The organism is Bacillus sp. ISL-7, from assembly GCF_018613065.1.
This window is the reverse complement of the sequence record NZ_JAGGQW010000041.1, coordinates 97,674-112,937: the sequence shown is the minus strand read 5'-3', so window position 1 is coordinate 112,937 and position 15,264 is coordinate 97,674. Positions and strand designations below refer to the sequence as shown.

Sequence of the window (15,264 nt, the reverse complement as noted above, 5' to 3'; positions counted from 1 at the left end):
ATATTTCCCTTTATATTATTATCATGGCCTATTTTATTAAAATAGTAAATTCATAGATAGCATTTTTTGTTCGATTTTTATGAGAGTTATTTAATGTATTTTCTATAACAAAAGGAACAATAAGACCAATATGACCAAAACCTTACTATTATCTGAATTTTCATTTATTATGTGTTTGGGTGGATTTGAAAGCGGTAACAGTTTTATTAAACAAAGGGGTGTATGAGGAAATGAAACTTAATTTCAAAAATTTGACCGTCCAAGTATTATTGGGGATCGTACTTGGGATTGTCATCGGATTTCTTTTTCCGAAATTCGGTACAGAATTAAAGGTTTTGGCGGATATCTTTATCAAGTTAATTAAAATGGTCATTGCTCCAATTGTATTTTTTACAATAGTCATTGGCATCGGTAACATGGGGGATTTGAAGAAGGTTGGGCGTATCGGCGGGAAAGCGCTCCTTTATTTTGAAATTGTAACGACGTTTGCTTTAGCGATTGGTTTACTCCTAGTTAATATCATTAAGCCAGGATCTGGGTTTAATACAGATTCCGTAAAAGGCGGAGATATTTCACAATTTACCACGCAGGCAAAAGAAACAAGCCATGGATTTATCGAATTTATTTTAGGAATCATTCCAGATAATTTTGTCGGGGCAATGGCGAAGGGCGAGCTGCTCCCGATTTTATTCTTTGCCGTCCTGTTTGGGATTGCACTTGCTTCTTTAGGGCAAAAAGGGAAACCAGTTGTTGCCTTGTTTGAGCAATTTACGGAAATCTTTTTTAAGATTGTTAATATTGTAATGAAATTTTCACCCATTGCAGCATCTGGTGCAATGGCCTATACGATTGGTAATTTTGGTCTTGGTTCGTTAGTCTCGCTTGGAAAATTGATGGGCAGCGTTTATGCAACGATGTTTCTTTTCATCATCTTTGTACTAGGTGGGATCGCGAAGCTATATGGTTTTAATATTTTGAAATTCATCGCCTACATTAAAGAAGAAATTCTCTTGGTGTTAGGTACTTCATCCTCTGAATCCGCTTTACCAAGAATGATGGAAAGACTTGAAAAATACGGCTGTTCCAAATCAGTTGTTGGTCTTGTCGTTCCAACCGGGTATTCCTTTAACTTAGATGGTACTGCTATTTATCTTTCAATGGCTGCGCTCTTTATTGCTCAAGCTTACAATGTCGATATTACGATATGGCATCAAATCACTTTATTAGGTATTCTTATGTTGACATCTAAAGGTGCTGCCGGTGTAACGGGTTCTGGTTTTATTACACTAGCTGCTACTCTATCTGCTTTCCCGGTAATACCGGTTGAAGGGATTGCCTTGTTACTAGGTGTCGATCGTTTTATGTCTGAAGCACGTGCGATTACGAACTTAATCGGAAATGGTGTGGCAACTGTTGTAGTTTCCAAGATGGAGAACGAATTCCACCCTATTGATGAACTTCAAAGTACCAAAACAGATAAATCGATTAGTGCATAATAATTTACAGAAAAATGACTTGGGGGATTTTCCTCCAAGCCATTTTTGTACTGAATTGAAAGCTGCACCTTAACTTTTTGCTATTTCAATTAGTTCCTTTAATTCATTTGTAAATCCTTTCACTGCTCGATTATCAACGACAGTAACAGGAACTCCTAGAAAACCGAATTTCTCCACTTCCTCCTGATATTCAGGGTTTGCCAACACGTCCCTGGATTCAAAAGCAATTCCTTCCCCACTAAGAACTTTTTTGACCATCGTACATTCGATACAGTCTTTTGTTGTATAGACGATTACCAGCTTGTTCATTGTTTGATTTCCCCTTTTGTATTATTTTCAGAAGAATCTTTAGTAAAAAAGATATGCTCGGCTTCCAAAGAATCCCCGATATTAATTACGCCAAATGAATATTTTTCCTGCCTTCTTTTATCGGTAGGTGATCCTGGGTTGAAAAGCAAAATCCCTTTTTCGCATTTTTTAATAGGAATATGTGAATGACCAAAAATAATACAATCTACTTTTTCATCCGCAAATTTTTGAATGGCTCTTCTTTCTGTTGTTTTTCCTGTGCCATGACCATGTGTTATTCCAATTTTAAAACCGGACACCTCAATAACCCGGTTTTCCGGAAATAAGTCCTTGATTTCGTCTTCATCTACATTGCCATATACACCCACAATATTGGCATAGGATTTTAGTTCATTATATACATCAATGGTCTGCCAATCACCGGCATGTATGATTAAATCAGCATTGACTAATTCTTCAATTAATCTAGATGGGAAGCTTTTAGCCCTTTTAGGCAAATGCGTGTCTGAAAGGACGACAATTTTCATAATCATACTCCATTCTAAGTATAAATCATAATAATGCGTTTATAATTGATAAAATAATCTTGTGTTCTTCCATAATCTTTCAGACACTTCTTCTTCAGACAATTTTTTTATTTTTGAAATTACCTTAATGGATTCAAGCATCATATTTAGATGTGTCATAGTTCCCCAAAATGGACCTTCAAATGGCCATGGACCATCTGTTTCAATCATCATTAGTTCTAGCGGATATCTTTGAACTAATTTTTGTATCTCCTCTTCATAGACCACATCAGGTGTAACCGATATATAGTACTTATTTTTTTCCATCCTCTTAATTGTTTTATTGTCTCCTTTAAACCAATGAAAATGAGCCTTTTTAATGGAGTATTTTTCTAAAAGGTCACAAACAATGGGAGCATCCTCATGAACGGCATGGAGGACAATTGGCTTCCCATATGTACTTGCTTTTTGAACAAATGCCTATAACAGCTTTATGTACTGTTCGTACTGGCAAGTGGTAACCTTTTGTTTTTTCCGTAAATAATAGGGAAGCCCAACCTCTCCAATAGCTATCATAACGTCAATATTATCATTCATCCAAGAGAAGAGAACAGCTCATTCTGCTGTTCAACTGTCGGTAGCGGCTGCTCAGGATGGTATCCGAATGCGGCTCTCACCTTTTGATATTTTCCCGTAAACCCATGATTTCTTTTACACGATTCTAAATCATAAGAAACCGAAATCAGATTTTCAATTTGCGGAATAGTTTCCATCAGCTGACTAATCTCATCACCTTTATAATGATCGAGATGAATGTGGGCATCAATCATTTTTAACAAAATGCTCACTTCCTTTATTCAGACTTGTTGTAATAATAACCTACTTTATTCTAAATAAATTTTTCAATTTTCCGACAATAAAACTCGATAATTGTCTGAACACGCGCTTTCCCAAGGAATAATTTAAATTATTTCCATAATGATGGGGCATTTATTACCTAATTCCTTACTATCCTAGGCTTTTTTTGATTAATAAAATGGCGGTTTGGGGAAATATATGATTTTTCTCTTTTTCGACTTTTTATGCATTTCCCTCAAGGAAACATTCCAATAGTCCCATTTCATTTCTCCTAAAAAATTGGGCAGTCTACGTCGAGGTATCCTGGAAGTACTTTGGAAATATGGGAAAGAACATCTATTAGTACAATAACATAATTTCATAAATTGAGAGATATAATTAGAACCAATCGCTTTCTATCACCATAGCTTGTCTAATATAAGGAAATTAAAAACCTTCCTTATTTAAAATATTAAGGAGGGGATGACACATGGCAACTCCTTCTACAGTAAGTGTGGTGGAAGTTCTTATTGCATTCGTTTTGATTGTAGCTTTACTGTTAGCTGTTTTGCTCGGAGCTCGAGCGGACGTACAAGCTTGTATTGGAGACTGAATCGCTACTACTCTTTGCTTATAATTTAGGCAGGATTAAAATGCGCAGTCAATTTAGGGATCTTCTTAGGCAAGTCTAAGAAGGTCTTTTTTATACGATAACGGTAATTTGGAGGTGTATAATGAATCCGTTTAATAGAAATGAAGGTTTGGAAAGACATATTTCTCGTTACGGGTCCACCTTAATTTATAAGACTTCAAGCTCGTATCAAAATATATTCGTTACGGATCGAAGTAAATACGAAGGAATGCGTGGAAAATTCCGAATACTTCAATTTTCTTCCGATGCTGTATATTGGAAAGGTAAGTAATGATAAATTATTGCATACACTATACGCGACGATTTCAGGAATTTATCCCTACGTAAAGCTATTAGCTACCGATCCTAAGAAAATATTGAAACAAAATATATTTTGCGTTGCAAGTCGGCACGTTCTGGAGGACTATTCACCTCGAGAAGCGACCCCTATGCAGATTATGGATATCTTTCCCCCTTTACGGGATTAGAATTTCAAATGGGGCTCCTTACACAATCATTCTATGTACTCAAATCGGACTTATCTTTCTAGAAATTCCATATGGATGTATGATGAACTCTAGAAGATTATTTAAAATTAAATAATCTTCTAGGGTTTTTTCTTTATATTTATAGAATTAAAGCAAAAATATTTCCTTTTATGATGTTATTAACACACTACATTTTTAGTCAAACGACATAAGATATTAGGAAATTTCTGAGCTTATTACTAATTCAAACTAAAAAGGTGGCTAAATTATGAAGGAAAACATTAATGAAAATAGCGTACAGAATACGGGTAACAATTTAGAAAATCTCGCCAACAATTTACTAAAAAATCCAAATTCGCTTGATTTTGGATCATTAATTCAAATGGCAACAACTCTTCTAAAAAACGATTCGCTCATGAATTCTGTTACGGAACTTAGTATAAAAAATCAAAACCCTGCGCCTCCTGAGTCAAAACTTACTGAAAAACGGAAGAAAATCACTAATGATAATAGCGTACAGAATACGGTTAACAATGTAGACAAGGATTCGCTTGATTTGAATTTTATCATGAAACAACTGGCAACAACTATGAAAAATGAGTCATTATTGGATTCAGTTACAGAACTTAGTAAAAAAAATCTAAACGCGACACTCCCAGTATCTAAGGTTTCTGAAAAACAAGAAAATGTAGAGCTGACTTCTTTAGCTGAAAAAATGGAAATTATGGCTAATGATATTTCTGGATTAAGACAAGAAAATGCAGAGCCGTCATCTTTGTCTCAAAAACTAGAGAATATCACTAATGATATTTTAGAGTTAAAAAAAGAACTAAAAGACGTAAAAGAACAAAATAGTGATCTTATTAAATTACTCAAAAAAATATTGAAAAACAATAAAAAATAGTCATTTATAATTAAATACATTTATATTTTTTCGCTTATCCCATTTCTAAACAATAAGAACCTTGAGAATATCAGGGTTTTTTTAATTAAGCTTACAATGTCAAATTCTTTTTAAAGTTTTAGGGTAACTCTCATACACTTACAAACTTTCTTTTTTGATTACTTCACATATAAGGAAATTACAATAAAAAAGAAAGTGTCGACTCCACTTTCCTAAAAAAAATTTTATTCCTTATGTTTCCTTCGACACTCTTTCTTTTCGTTTTTCTTATTTTGTGAGTTCTTTTTCTTCCCATTTTTTTTGGATCAGCTTTTTCCATTTTTGTTATTTCTATTTCCTCGTCTAGCATAGGCATTTCATCCGGCTGGTGTAAAATATTTTCATTAATCGGTTCAAGTGATGCTCTTTCTTCTAGAGGGAGTGCATTTGTCACAACAAGCTGTTCAATGCGGTTGATTCTTTCAAGTAACAAGTCATGCTTTTTTAATCTAAACTGCCTTTAGTAGAATAGTATGGGTCCTTTTCCCACCAGTCCATTATTTGCAAAACTACCATCCCCAAAAAGTTATTCTTAACTAATAAATTTTACGTGAATAAGCCAATGTCCACCCGGGGTGGACATTGGCAGGAAAGTGTCTTTTTGTGGTGCCTGACACCATTAATTGTCTAGCGAAGCATTACTCCTGTAAGAAAGGTTAGAAATACGTGTGTGCCGAGTTTTACTGTTGGCTGTACATGTGTGTCTTTTAGTGGGTCAAGGCAGACGATGTCCATTGCTTTGACTTTTGGATGTTTAGCTGCCGCAAGTACCCCATCCAAAAGTTCTGCTGTTGTCATGCCCCCCGGCGTTGAGGCCGGTACCCCTGGAGCATAGGCAATATCAAGAACATCCATATCGACTGTTAAATAAATGGTATCCACCTTCGCAGCGAGCGCATCTAAACAGGCAACAACCGTTTCTTCAATCCCCTTTTTTCTTGTTTCCCGAAGCGTGAAATAGTTGACACCTTTTTCATCGGCATAGTTCTTCAAATCTTTTGTATTAAAAAATCCATGGAGGCCGATGTTGTACATATTACTACCCTCAACTACTCCGCTTTCAATTAAGTTCCGCATTGGAGTCCCATTTGACGGGCCGTTATCGGTCATATCCCTTAAATCAAAATGGGTATCAAACTGCAGGATGCCAATTTTTTCATTAGGCCTCACTTGATGCAGACCTTTGACCATCATCGCTGTTATCGAATGATCACCGCCAATCGCACACACCTTTGAGGCATCAAAATGTTGATGAAGGGCAGCAGATGCTTCGATGATATTGTCATGACACTGCTGGATATTCGTGACATGCATCGGCACATCACCAACATCCACAGCAGTCATTTCCGACAAATCGATATCCTCATCAAGGTTATAAGTAGTAAAACTTCGCCACGAGCGGCGGAATGCCTCAGGAAATTCCGAGGCACCCGAAGCACTAATCGATGAGCGAGACAGCGGAACACCGACGATAACAAAGTCGGCGTCCTTGCTTTTTTCAGGATCCGAGGCAGCAGTTAGTGGTTGGATCCACTCGTGAACCTTCGCAACCTCTGCCCCTTCATCAGGTCTCACCCATGTAAAACTTGGTGGATTCAGTTTAGGATAGAGAAAGCTCTTCAACTAACTGACCTCCCCTTACAACCACCTGCCCATTTTTCACGACTGTATCCGTATGATTCACGCCATAAGAGTATTGCAGTTTCATATAATTCCCGACGTTAAAAATCGTAACATCTGCTTTTTTGCCGACCTCTAAACTGCCAATCTTTTTCCCTCGATTAATGGCATGAGCAGCATTAATCGTCGTGGCAGTTATCACCTCAGCCGGTGTCATCCCCATTTTTAAACAACCTAGATTCATAATGAATGGCAGTGAAACCGTTGGTGATGATCCGGGATTACAATCTGTCGAAAGTGCCACCGGTACACCCAAATCTACCATTTTACGGCCATTTGCAGACTCCGCCATTAAAAAGTAAGCTGTTCCTGGAAGCAACACGCCAACTACGCCTTTTTCAGCCATTGCTTTCATGCCTTTTTCCGAAGCTTTTAAGAGATGGTCTGCAGAAATTGCGCCTACCTCGGCCGCAAGTTCAGCCCCCTCATAAGGCTCAATTTCATCCGCATGAATCTTCGGAATCAAGCCATATTGCAGGCCTGCTTCAAGAATCTGCTTCGATTGCTCTGGAGTAAAAACACCATGTTCACAAAAAACATCATTAAATTCAGCCAGTCCGAGCTCTGCTACCTTTGGAATCATTTCGTCAATCAGCAATCTTACAAACTCATCAGGATTTTGTTTGTACTCTTTCGGTACAGCGTGGGCTCCCATGAATGTTGAAATAACATCTATCACATGCTTGTCATTAAGCTGTTTGGCCACTTCCAGCTGCTTTAGTTCCGTTTCCCATTCCATTCCGTAGCCACTTTTCGCTTCAACTGTTGTAACACCGTGGCGCAGGAATTGATTCAAGCGCTCATAGCTTTCTTGAAAAAGTTCTTCATGTGTCGCGGACTGTGTCCGTCTAGTCGTCGCATAGATTCCACCGCCACTGTTCATAATTTCCATATAAGTAGCACCTTGAAGACGCATGTTAAACTCATTTTCCCTGCTGCCTGCAAAAACAACATGTGTATGTGGGTCAACAAGTCCTGGAGTTACGAGTTTACCACTCGCATCCACCACTTCTGCCTCATCAATGCGACCAGCATATTTTTCAAAAAGCTCAATATCCGTTCCAACAGCCTGAATCACTCCGTCTTCCATCCAAACACTGCCATTCTCAATAATGCCAAGTTCAGACATCGCGCCCTTTACAAGAGGAGCATCGGAACTCCCTTGTAACGTCACGAGTTGAGAGGCATTTCTGATAAAAATTGGTGTACTCATTAATCTACCATCCTCTCAGTCTTAGTCTTGCTTAAGCATTGGCATTTTGATGCCCTTCTCTTTTGCTGTTTTAATAGCAAGCTCATAGCCTGCATCCGCATGACGAACCACACCCATGCCAGGATCCGTGGTTAATACCCGCTCAAGACGCACTTCCGCATCCTTTGTACCATCTGCAACAATTACCATACCGGAATGTTGAGAGTAACCCATGCCAACCCCGCCGCCATGGTGTAAGGAAACCCAGCTCGCGCCGCCAACAGCATTAATCATCGCATTTAAAATCGGCCAGTCGGAAACTGCATCACTGCCGTCTCTCATGGCTTCTGTTTCACGATTTGGCGATGCTACAGAACCTGCATCTAAGTGGTCACGTCCAATAACGATTGGTGCCGATACTTCTCCGGAAGCAACCATATTATTGATAACTTTACCAAAGCGAGCACGATCACCATATCCAAGCCAGCAAATCCGCGCAGGAAGACCTTGGAAGCTAATTTTTTCCTGTGCCATTTTTACCCATTTGCATAGATGTTCATCATCTTTGAACTCGCGAAGCAAGGCATCATCAATTTTGCGAATATCCTCAGGATCTCCTGAAAGTGCTGCCCAGCGGAATGGACCTTTTCCTTCGCAGAATAATGGACGGATGTAGGCTGGAACGAAGCCTGGGAAATCAAATGCGTTTTCTACACCTTCATCCTTCGCTACTTGACGAATGTTGTTACCGTAGTCAAACGTTACCGCACCCTTTTGTTGCATCGTCAGCATTGCCTTCACATGGACAGCCATGCTTTGCTTTGAAAGTTCTACATACTTAGTTGGATCTTCTTTTCGCAATGCAGCCGCTTCTTCTAATGTAAAACCAACTGGAACATAGCCATTTAGCGGGTCGTGTGCAGAAGTTTGATCCGTTAATACATCTGGATTAAAGCCTTTTTCAATCATGATAGGTAAAATTTCTGCTGCATTACCTAATAAACCAATTGATAATGCTTTACCTGAGACCTTAGCTTCTTGAGCCATTTTTAATGCTTCCTCAAGGTCATTTGTTTTAATATCAAGGTAAGCGGTTTCAATGCGGCGGTCGATTCTTGTCTCATCCACATCGATTGCGATACATACACCATCGTTCATTGTTACGGATAAAGGCTGAGCGCCACCCATTCCGCCAAGTCCTGCTGTTAGAGTGATGGTGTGTTTTAATGTTCCTCCGAATTCCTGACGGGCAAGCTCGGCAAACGTTTCATACGTTCCTTGCACAATTCCTTGGCTGCCGATATAAATCCAGCTTCCAGCTGTCATTTGCCCATACATCATCAAGCCCTTTTTATCTAACTCGTGGAAATGCTCCCAATTCGCCCAAGCTGGAACCAGATTTGAGTTAGCGAGTAACACGCGTGGTGCATCCTTATGAGATTTCCAAACAGCCACTGGCTTACCGGATTGAATCATTAAGGTTTCGTCATTCTCCAATTCTAGCAGCGTTTTCACGATTGTCTCATAAGACTCCCAGTTCCGGGCTGCCTTGCCAATTCCACCATAAACGACTAAATCCTCGGGTCTTTCGGCAACCTCTTGATCGAGATTGTTCATCAGCATGCGCAGCGCCGCCTCCTGAATCCAGCCCTTTGCATGTAATTCAGTTCCTTTATAATTTTTAATAACTCTTGATTTCGCAGTGTTTGTTTCCATACGATTCCACTCCCTTTTTCTTTTTTTCTTATATTTTTATTATAAAAATAAAATCTTCTGAAAAATACGATTGGAACATTAGATAATAGCTAATGTTTATAGGTTGAACTAGATTTTTTTTAGATAGTTCGTCCTATTAACTATAATATTTTTATAAATTAGTTATTATTTTTAGGTTCAATTGCATAAAAAATGACCCTATCACTTTCCTGATGGGTCAACTACTGGCATTATTTTAAGGAACACAAACAAAGTTTTAATATTTATTTTGGAGGGCAGCATGTGCCCTGTATTCTTCATCTTTTTTTACAAAAATATCATATTGTGTTTGATCCTTAAACCCAGCGTCATTGTGAAAATTCACAGGAGTTTTGATTTTATATTTAACACCTGCAGCATTTAACTTAGCAATAATCATAAAATATTGATCATGTCCAAACGCCGTGTAAACCAACTGCCATTTTCTATTAATATAAAGTTGAAGTAATGAAATGAACAGGAAAAATAAAACCAAGATAATGATTACTGTCTTCATTTTTTCCCTCATCTCCCAACATAAATTAACAAAAATTAGTCAGTCTCCCTCTCGCTTTTAAACATTTTCACTTTATTCATGCGAAATTCTCTTGGTGAAGTACCTACTATTTCCTTAAACATACGGCTAAAATAATTAGAATTTTGATAGCCTGCAAGGATTGAAATTTCTTTAATCGATTTGTTCGTTTCAATCAATAACCGTTTTGCTTCCTTCATTCTTATTGCCGTCAAGACTTCTGTAAAGCTTGAACCGGTTTTAGTGTTCATCATATGGCTGAAATAGGAAGGATTTCGGTCAACATACAGAGCCACATCTTCGAGCCTGAGCGAACTATTGGAAAAATGAGTCTCCATATAGGATATGCCACGTTCAATCGGATCTTGTTTATTTCTGGTGCTATTCTCTGCACCTATAAACAATTTTTGAATAAATAAGATGAGATTTTGAACAGTACGGTAAAGAACCCTATCGTACAAAATCGAATTGAAAATATAGCGGTACTCCTGTTCATAGCTCTGGTTCTCGTTTAAGTTATAAGTTTTCATATATCTTCTTACCTGGGCGAGAATACTTGTCAGCCTGATTCTGACCAATCCTGGTTCAGGATAAGGATCTTGTAATTGTAAAAATTCGTCATAGAGCCACTTCTTTATTTTTTCTAAATCCACGTTTGTCAACATGTCGACCCATGCTCTCTGTTCAGGAGGTGCTAAAAAAGGGTCCATATGTACCCATTCTGGTGAATGTTCAAATTCCGCTACTTGTCGATATCCTTTATAATAGGTGAACTCCAGCATTTTACGGGTTTGCTGGTATTTTTGATTCAGTGTTATTGATGATGAATTTTCTTTATGAACTACGATCGCAAGCGGTTCAGAAAATTCCTCTTCCCACTTTCTCATCGCTTTTTGGCACTGCTCTGTTAACTGAAGACCCCTTTCCTTAAACAAAACCACTACCATATCATCCAAGGCAAAAATACCGTGGACATCCTTGAAAGGATATTCTGCTAAAAAAGAATGCAATGTACTTATTGTTCGGATACTTTCCGTTTGAAAAGCCGCTATATAATAATTTTCTGAAATAGATGTTTGAGAAATAAATAATGCTTCATAAGATATTTCTTTATATGTATTGGGACTGAGGAATCCGTCTGCCTGAATTTTTGTTCCAAGTTTTCGTGATGCTTTTTGGAAGGCAGCTTTTACCTTGGTTGCCGAAAAAGGTTTGATCATTAAATCTAACGCTTGCATGTCAATGGCAAGGCGAGCTTTTTCAAAGGTTCCTTCAGCAGTAGTTAACAGTAAAACTGGGTCATAGATTTGCATCAGTTCTCGGAAGGTTGACCAGCTCTCCTTGGTGATCATATCAAGCTCCATTAAGACAACATCAGGCTTCTCCTGTTCAAATCCAACCACAAATTCCTGATAATTAGAAGCTAATAATATGTTAGTTACAGGGATGGAAGAGGTTTTCAATAACCATTTTAATCCCTCACGTTCGTTTAAATCGCGATCAGCAATCAGCCACTTTCCTTCCATTGTATGTCCCGCTTTCTCTTTAGGCTCAAAATAAATTTCATCTATTTTAAAGTATACATTTTCAGCCATCTCACGGGAACCACAAAAACCATATTTATTATCGAAAGGACTTCTCATCATATTTTCAAGAATTAAGCTCTGCTATACTGCCTGTTGATTTCTGCTCCAGGGGATCCCTTTTAAGCAATCGCCAGCGATGTTTCGACTGGCTGGCTGGCTTTCTTTCAGCCGGCTGACCATGACGAGAATTACTTTATATTAGGAAGAGGAGGGTCGGAGCAATTAGATTCAAAATTAGGGACAGATTTAATTGCCCAACTCCCCATCTTTGCTCCATCTCAAGAGAATTTCGAACCTTCTATTTATAAAAAAGGGTCGCTACTCTTTGATAAGTACAATGAATTGGCGCAAAAAGTCCAAGATTCGATCGCATAAAAATGGTGTCCCCACTAAGGACACCATTTTTATATTGATAAAGAATCAGTACCCTAATACATTCTTTTTGTAGCCATTAAGTACATCATTTATTTTTCTTTTATGATCTTCTTTAATTCCATGTTCATCAAGCGTACTAATAAAGTGATTGATCATCGAGTTAAAATGGTCATCGTTTACACCGATATGCTTGTGTGCTTCAGCAATTTCTTCATTGGTATATTTCGCTTCACCAAGACCCTGTGATAAAATGTCGATGGGTGGTGCTGGAGGCGTTCCTCGTCATGATCTTTAAAGAGTAATAGGAGGGAATCTTCTTCATATGGATAATAGTTCACTTTTCTCTACCCCTATAGTCATTTTTCATATTAATTAATTGGAACTTAGATGAATACAATGCGCCTATGAAGATTGCAGAATTTTTATAGGTGATTGAGTTAATCCTGGTTACATGGATTTAGAGATTTCTTTTTTATTCATTCTTACTTTAATTTCTGCTGTTATTAGCCATATCAATGGAAAAATGACCTGAAATGGAAAGGCGTAGTAGGAATAAACATTAAATGCCCATTCTCTCATTTCAAAGATCCGATCGTAAATCGCAAACGAAAAGTAGACCATTAAAAGTCCTAGTTGAATCACGATAGAACGATAATCAGATAAATTGAATAATTTAGATATTCCTTTGGATGCAGTTAACAAACATATACTGCACTTAATAAATACACCTAAAATAAAGACGACTGCCACAGCCAGTTCAATTCTTTGCAAAAAAGCACCAATACTAATTCTACTGACTGCAACATGGGCAGGGAAGTAAACTTTCGAATTAAGTCCTCCCAAAATAAGAGTATTCCTTAAAGTGATAATGACTATAAATAATCCTGCAAAGGCAGTTCCTTTCAAATAAACCTTATAAGGTGATTTTTTATTTTTTAATCCGTCAAAAACACCGATTAAAATTACTGATTCGGCAAATGGGAAGGAAAAAGTATTAAACCCACCTTTTAGGACTGGTAGAAAACCGTTTCCGAGTATGGGTTTCATATAATTTAAGTGCAATTGAGGAATTGCCATTAATTGAACGGAAAACATGATAAATAGTAGGAGTGGAAGAAGGTAGGCACTCATTCTTCCCATCACTTCAAGTCCCGATCTGACAGTAAGGATACCAACGATTCCTAAACATAATAACGGGACAAACAATGGTGTTTCAGGCATGGCGACAGTATTGATGAATGTTCCGAAATTCCGAATAACTAGTGCTCCAAGGTGAAAGGAATACCAAATATAAACAACCGTAAAAATTTTTCCAATTACTTTCCCAAAAACCAAATCAAACATATCAAACAAACTTTTTTCAGGAAATAGGGATAACAACCTTGCATAAACAAGTATCATCGGCAGTGCAAGTATTACCCCAACTATCCCGCTTATCCAGGCGTCATTTTTTGCTTCTCCACCTACACCGAGGAGAAGCGAGCTACCAATATAAAAAATGATTAATAGACATATTGCTTCTTTATCAGTGATTTGTTCCTTCCGCATTATAGACCTACTTTCCAATAATCGAAAATATAAATTCCTTTATTGGTCCTGCTGGGCTTGGCGGTTTCATTCCTAAACTAAGAATGATTGCAATAGTAAAGGAGAATAGCCCTAATACAGAATTAACCCAAAAGTCTCGCCAATGATTTTGTTTATATAATGGAATAAATTCATATATAACCAGTAAAAGATATACGATTATTGCCAGAACAATCATGTTAATCTCCCATTTCTAATGGATCTGCTAGCATTCCACTACCTTTTATGTGCACGCTGGTTGTGACATGGACTTTTACGTCTTTAAACTTATTTTCCCAGTTGATTGCAATTTCATTCCATTTTCGTGGGTTTTCCTCCCTTATTTTGGCGCCAAATCCAAAAATATCAACCCCATATTCTGATTGCACTGTCTTAATACAATTCTCCACTTTCCTTTTCAATTCTTTTTCAACATTGCTTTCCAGTTTTTTTAATACCTCCTCATCTGTATAATTTTCCCTGCCTTCAAATTCATCCAATGCAACCCTAGTTTTGATTTTGATATTGAATGTAATATCTTGATTTTGAAACACTGGTTCCACCTTTGTTTCATTTTTAAAAATTTCTAATGAAAGCGGAGTTTTTATAGCTTTTTCTTTTCCTCCTACGACAATCAGCCCTCCTTTCACCTCATCTTTAACAAACAGCATATCCTTTGTCAGATCGGGATTTAAAAAGCCAATGAGTTTATCTTTCTTAAACATAGCTGTTCCCATTAATTGTGGTAACTTTTGTTGGTTAGATTTTTTAAATTTTATTGTAGGTAACACCGCAACGATTCCTGGTGCTTCTAAATCGTTAATAAACTTCCATATTTCTGTAACCGGAGCCTTGCTTAATGATTTTTCATTTTTGAGCATTTCATCTATTTCAAAAGATTTTATGTTCTCAGTTACCCCTTGACCCACGAGAACCTCCCTCGCTGTTTTCTCTCTAGACACCAAAAGATTAAGATCTGCCCTTGTTTCAGAGTCCCAATTAAACCAATCAACTATTCTTAGAATCCCTTCTTCCGCGATATCTTTACTGATAATGACCGCCTTTGTGTGACTCCAATACAATTTGCTCCCTGATAAAGAGATTTCGTTACGAACGGCATCAAAAATTGTTTTTCCCTGCATTGTGATTTGAGTTGACTGTGCCTCCATGCCGCTATTTATTTGTACAATTTCAGCAGTAATAAGGTATTGACCATTTTTGTCTTTGTCAATAGCAACTCCTGCAACAATTGCAAGTTTATCGATTTCACGATAATTCCAACAGCCTGTAATTAATATTAGACATAGAAAAGTGATAAACTTCATCCATAACAATTTTCGTATTTTCATTCTGTTAATTACCCTTTTTTTTCTTTCGTGTCTGTCT

The 15,264-nt window shown here is 37.5% G+C and carries 15 protein-coding genes; 3 read left to right on the top strand and 12 right to left on the bottom strand.

Annotation, left to right across the window (positions count from 1 at the left end; all coding sequences use genetic code 11):
* Nucleotides 1-230: 230 nt before the first annotated feature.
* Nucleotides 231-1,496, top strand: coding sequence for a dicarboxylate/amino acid:cation symporter (locus J7E66_RS16870; protein WP_215001935.1), 1,266 nt, complete (start codon nucleotides 231-233; stop codon nucleotides 1,494-1,496).
* A 69-nt stretch (nucleotides 1,497-1,565) separates the two neighbouring features.
* Here the strand turns inward: J7E66_RS16870 and J7E66_RS16865 are convergent, their stop codons facing one another.
* The 4 genes from J7E66_RS16865 to J7E66_RS32615 all read right to left on the bottom strand — a co-directional run bounded on the left by J7E66_RS16865 (nucleotide 1,566) and on the right by J7E66_RS32615 (nucleotide 3,141).
* Nucleotides 1,566-1,805: a glutaredoxin family protein gene (locus J7E66_RS16865; RefSeq protein WP_215001933.1), complete on the bottom strand. Its 240-nt coding sequence runs from the start codon at nucleotides 1,803-1,805 to the stop codon at nucleotides 1,566-1,568.
* Complete coding sequence (locus J7E66_RS16860; protein ID WP_215001932.1) at nucleotides 1,802-2,332, bottom strand: metallophosphoesterase family protein; 531 nt, start codon at nucleotides 2,330-2,332, stop codon at nucleotides 1,802-1,804. Before J7E66_RS16860 ends, J7E66_RS16865 begins: the two co-directional genes overlap by 4 nt.
* A 39-nt stretch (nucleotides 2,333-2,371) precedes the next feature.
* Nucleotides 2,372-2,755, bottom strand: coding sequence for a TatD family hydrolase (locus J7E66_RS32620; RefSeq protein ID WP_308162530.1), 384 nt, complete (start codon nucleotides 2,753-2,755; stop codon nucleotides 2,372-2,374).
* Between the two features lie 149 nt (nucleotides 2,756-2,904).
* Nucleotides 2,905-3,141 (bottom strand): TatD family hydrolase, encoded by a 237-nt coding sequence (locus J7E66_RS32615; RefSeq protein WP_374103857.1) that lies wholly within the window; start codon nucleotides 3,139-3,141, stop codon nucleotides 2,905-2,907.
* A gap of 497 nt (nucleotides 3,142-3,638) precedes the next feature.
* On the opposite strand from J7E66_RS32615, the gene J7E66_RS32325 reads away from it, so the two are divergent.
* Nucleotides 3,639-3,761, top strand: a complete 123-nt coding sequence (locus J7E66_RS32325; protein WP_285289227.1) for a hypothetical protein — start codon at nucleotides 3,639-3,641, stop codon at nucleotides 3,759-3,761.
* Nucleotides 3,762-4,535: 774 nt separating this feature from the next.
* Nucleotides 4,536-5,171 (top strand): hypothetical protein, encoded by a 636-nt coding sequence (locus J7E66_RS16850; protein WP_215001930.1) that lies wholly within the window; start codon nucleotides 4,536-4,538, stop codon nucleotides 5,169-5,171.
* A gap of 666 nt (nucleotides 5,172-5,837) precedes the next feature.
* On the opposite strand, the gene J7E66_RS16845 is transcribed toward J7E66_RS16850, so the two are convergent.
* The 8 genes from J7E66_RS16845 to J7E66_RS16810 all read right to left on the bottom strand — a co-directional run bounded on the left by J7E66_RS16845 (nucleotide 5,838) and on the right by J7E66_RS16810 (nucleotide 15,227).
* Complete coding sequence (locus J7E66_RS16845; RefSeq protein WP_215001928.1) at nucleotides 5,838-6,833, bottom strand: agmatinase family protein; 996 nt, start codon at nucleotides 6,831-6,833, stop codon at nucleotides 5,838-5,840.
* The gene (hutI, locus tag J7E66_RS16840; RefSeq protein WP_215001926.1) at nucleotides 6,811-8,103 is read right to left on the bottom strand and encodes an imidazolonepropionase; all 1,293 of its coding nucleotides are present in this window, start codon (nucleotides 8,101-8,103) and stop codon (nucleotides 6,811-6,813) included. The genes J7E66_RS16845 and hutI overlap by 23 nt, the downstream gene beginning before the upstream one ends.
* A gap of 21 nt (nucleotides 8,104-8,124) precedes the next feature.
* Nucleotides 8,125-9,798, bottom strand: a complete 1,674-nt coding sequence (gene hutU, locus J7E66_RS16835) for a urocanate hydratase (protein WP_215001924.1) — start codon at nucleotides 9,796-9,798, stop codon at nucleotides 8,125-8,127.
* Between the two features lie 256 nt (nucleotides 9,799-10,054).
* Nucleotides 10,055-10,333, bottom strand: a complete 279-nt coding sequence (locus J7E66_RS16830) for a hypothetical protein (protein WP_215001922.1) — start codon at nucleotides 10,331-10,333, stop codon at nucleotides 10,055-10,057.
* Between the two features lie 35 nt (nucleotides 10,334-10,368).
* Nucleotides 10,369-11,946, bottom strand: a complete 1,578-nt coding sequence (locus J7E66_RS16825; protein WP_215001920.1) for a helix-turn-helix domain-containing protein — start codon at nucleotides 11,944-11,946, stop codon at nucleotides 10,369-10,371.
* A gap of 813 nt (nucleotides 11,947-12,759) precedes the next feature.
* The gene (locus J7E66_RS16820; protein ID WP_215001918.1) at nucleotides 12,760-13,860 is read right to left on the bottom strand and encodes a GerAB/ArcD/ProY family transporter; all 1,101 of its coding nucleotides are present in this window, start codon (nucleotides 13,858-13,860) and stop codon (nucleotides 12,760-12,762) included.
* 7 nt (nucleotides 13,861-13,867) lie between these two features.
* Nucleotides 13,868-14,077 (bottom strand): hypothetical protein, encoded by a 210-nt coding sequence (locus J7E66_RS16815; RefSeq protein ID WP_215001917.1) that lies wholly within the window; start codon nucleotides 14,075-14,077, stop codon nucleotides 13,868-13,870.
* A 1-nt stretch (nucleotide 14,078) separates the two neighbouring features.
* The gene (locus tag J7E66_RS16810; protein ID WP_215001915.1) at nucleotides 14,079-15,227 is read right to left on the bottom strand and encodes a Ger(x)C family spore germination protein; all 1,149 of its coding nucleotides are present in this window, start codon (nucleotides 15,225-15,227) and stop codon (nucleotides 14,079-14,081) included.
* Between the last annotated feature and the right edge of the window lie 37 nt (nucleotides 15,228-15,264).

Excerpts from the sequence above, each read along its gene's own strand:
- hutU (WP_215001924.1), bottom strand. The coding sequence starts at position 9,798 with ATGGAAACAAACACTGCGAAATCAAGAGTTATTAAAAATTATAAAGGA.
- J7E66_RS16830 (WP_215001922.1), bottom strand. The coding sequence starts at position 10,333 with ATGAAGACAGTAATCATTATCTTGGTTTTATTTTTCCTGTTCATTTCA.
- J7E66_RS16825 (WP_215001920.1), bottom strand. The coding sequence starts at position 11,946 with ATGGCTGAAAATGTATACTTTAAAATAGATGAAATTTATTTTGAGCCT.
- J7E66_RS16815 (WP_215001917.1), bottom strand. The coding sequence starts at position 14,077 with ATGATTGTTCTGGCAATAATCGTATATCTTTTACTGGTTATATATGAA.
- J7E66_RS16870 (WP_215001935.1), top strand. The coding sequence starts at position 231 with ATGAAACTTAATTTCAAAAATTTGACCGTCCAAGTATTATTGGGGATC.
- J7E66_RS16860 (WP_215001932.1), bottom strand. The coding sequence starts at position 2,332 with ATGAAAATTGTCGTCCTTTCAGACACGCATTTGCCTAAAAGGGCTAAA.
- J7E66_RS32615 (WP_374103857.1), bottom strand. The coding sequence starts at position 3,141 with ATGATTGATGCCCACATTCATCTCGATCATTATAAAGGTGATGAGATT.
- J7E66_RS16850 (WP_215001930.1), top strand. The coding sequence starts at position 4,536 with ATGAAGGAAAACATTAATGAAAATAGCGTACAGAATACGGGTAACAAT.
- J7E66_RS16820 (WP_215001918.1), bottom strand. The coding sequence starts at position 13,860 with ATGCGGAAGGAACAAATCACTGATAAAGAAGCAATATGTCTATTAATC.
- hutI (WP_215001926.1), bottom strand. The coding sequence starts at position 8,103 with ATGAGTACACCAATTTTTATCAGAAATGCCTCTCAACTCGTGACGTTA.
- J7E66_RS16865 (WP_215001933.1), bottom strand. The coding sequence starts at position 1,805 with ATGAACAAGCTGGTAATCGTCTATACAACAAAAGACTGTATCGAATGT.
- J7E66_RS16810 (WP_215001915.1), bottom strand. The coding sequence starts at position 15,227 with ATGAAAATACGAAAATTGTTATGGATGAAGTTTATCACTTTTCTATGT.
- J7E66_RS32325 (WP_285289227.1), top strand. The coding sequence starts at position 3,639 with ATGGCAACTCCTTCTACAGTAAGTGTGGTGGAAGTTCTTATTGCATTC.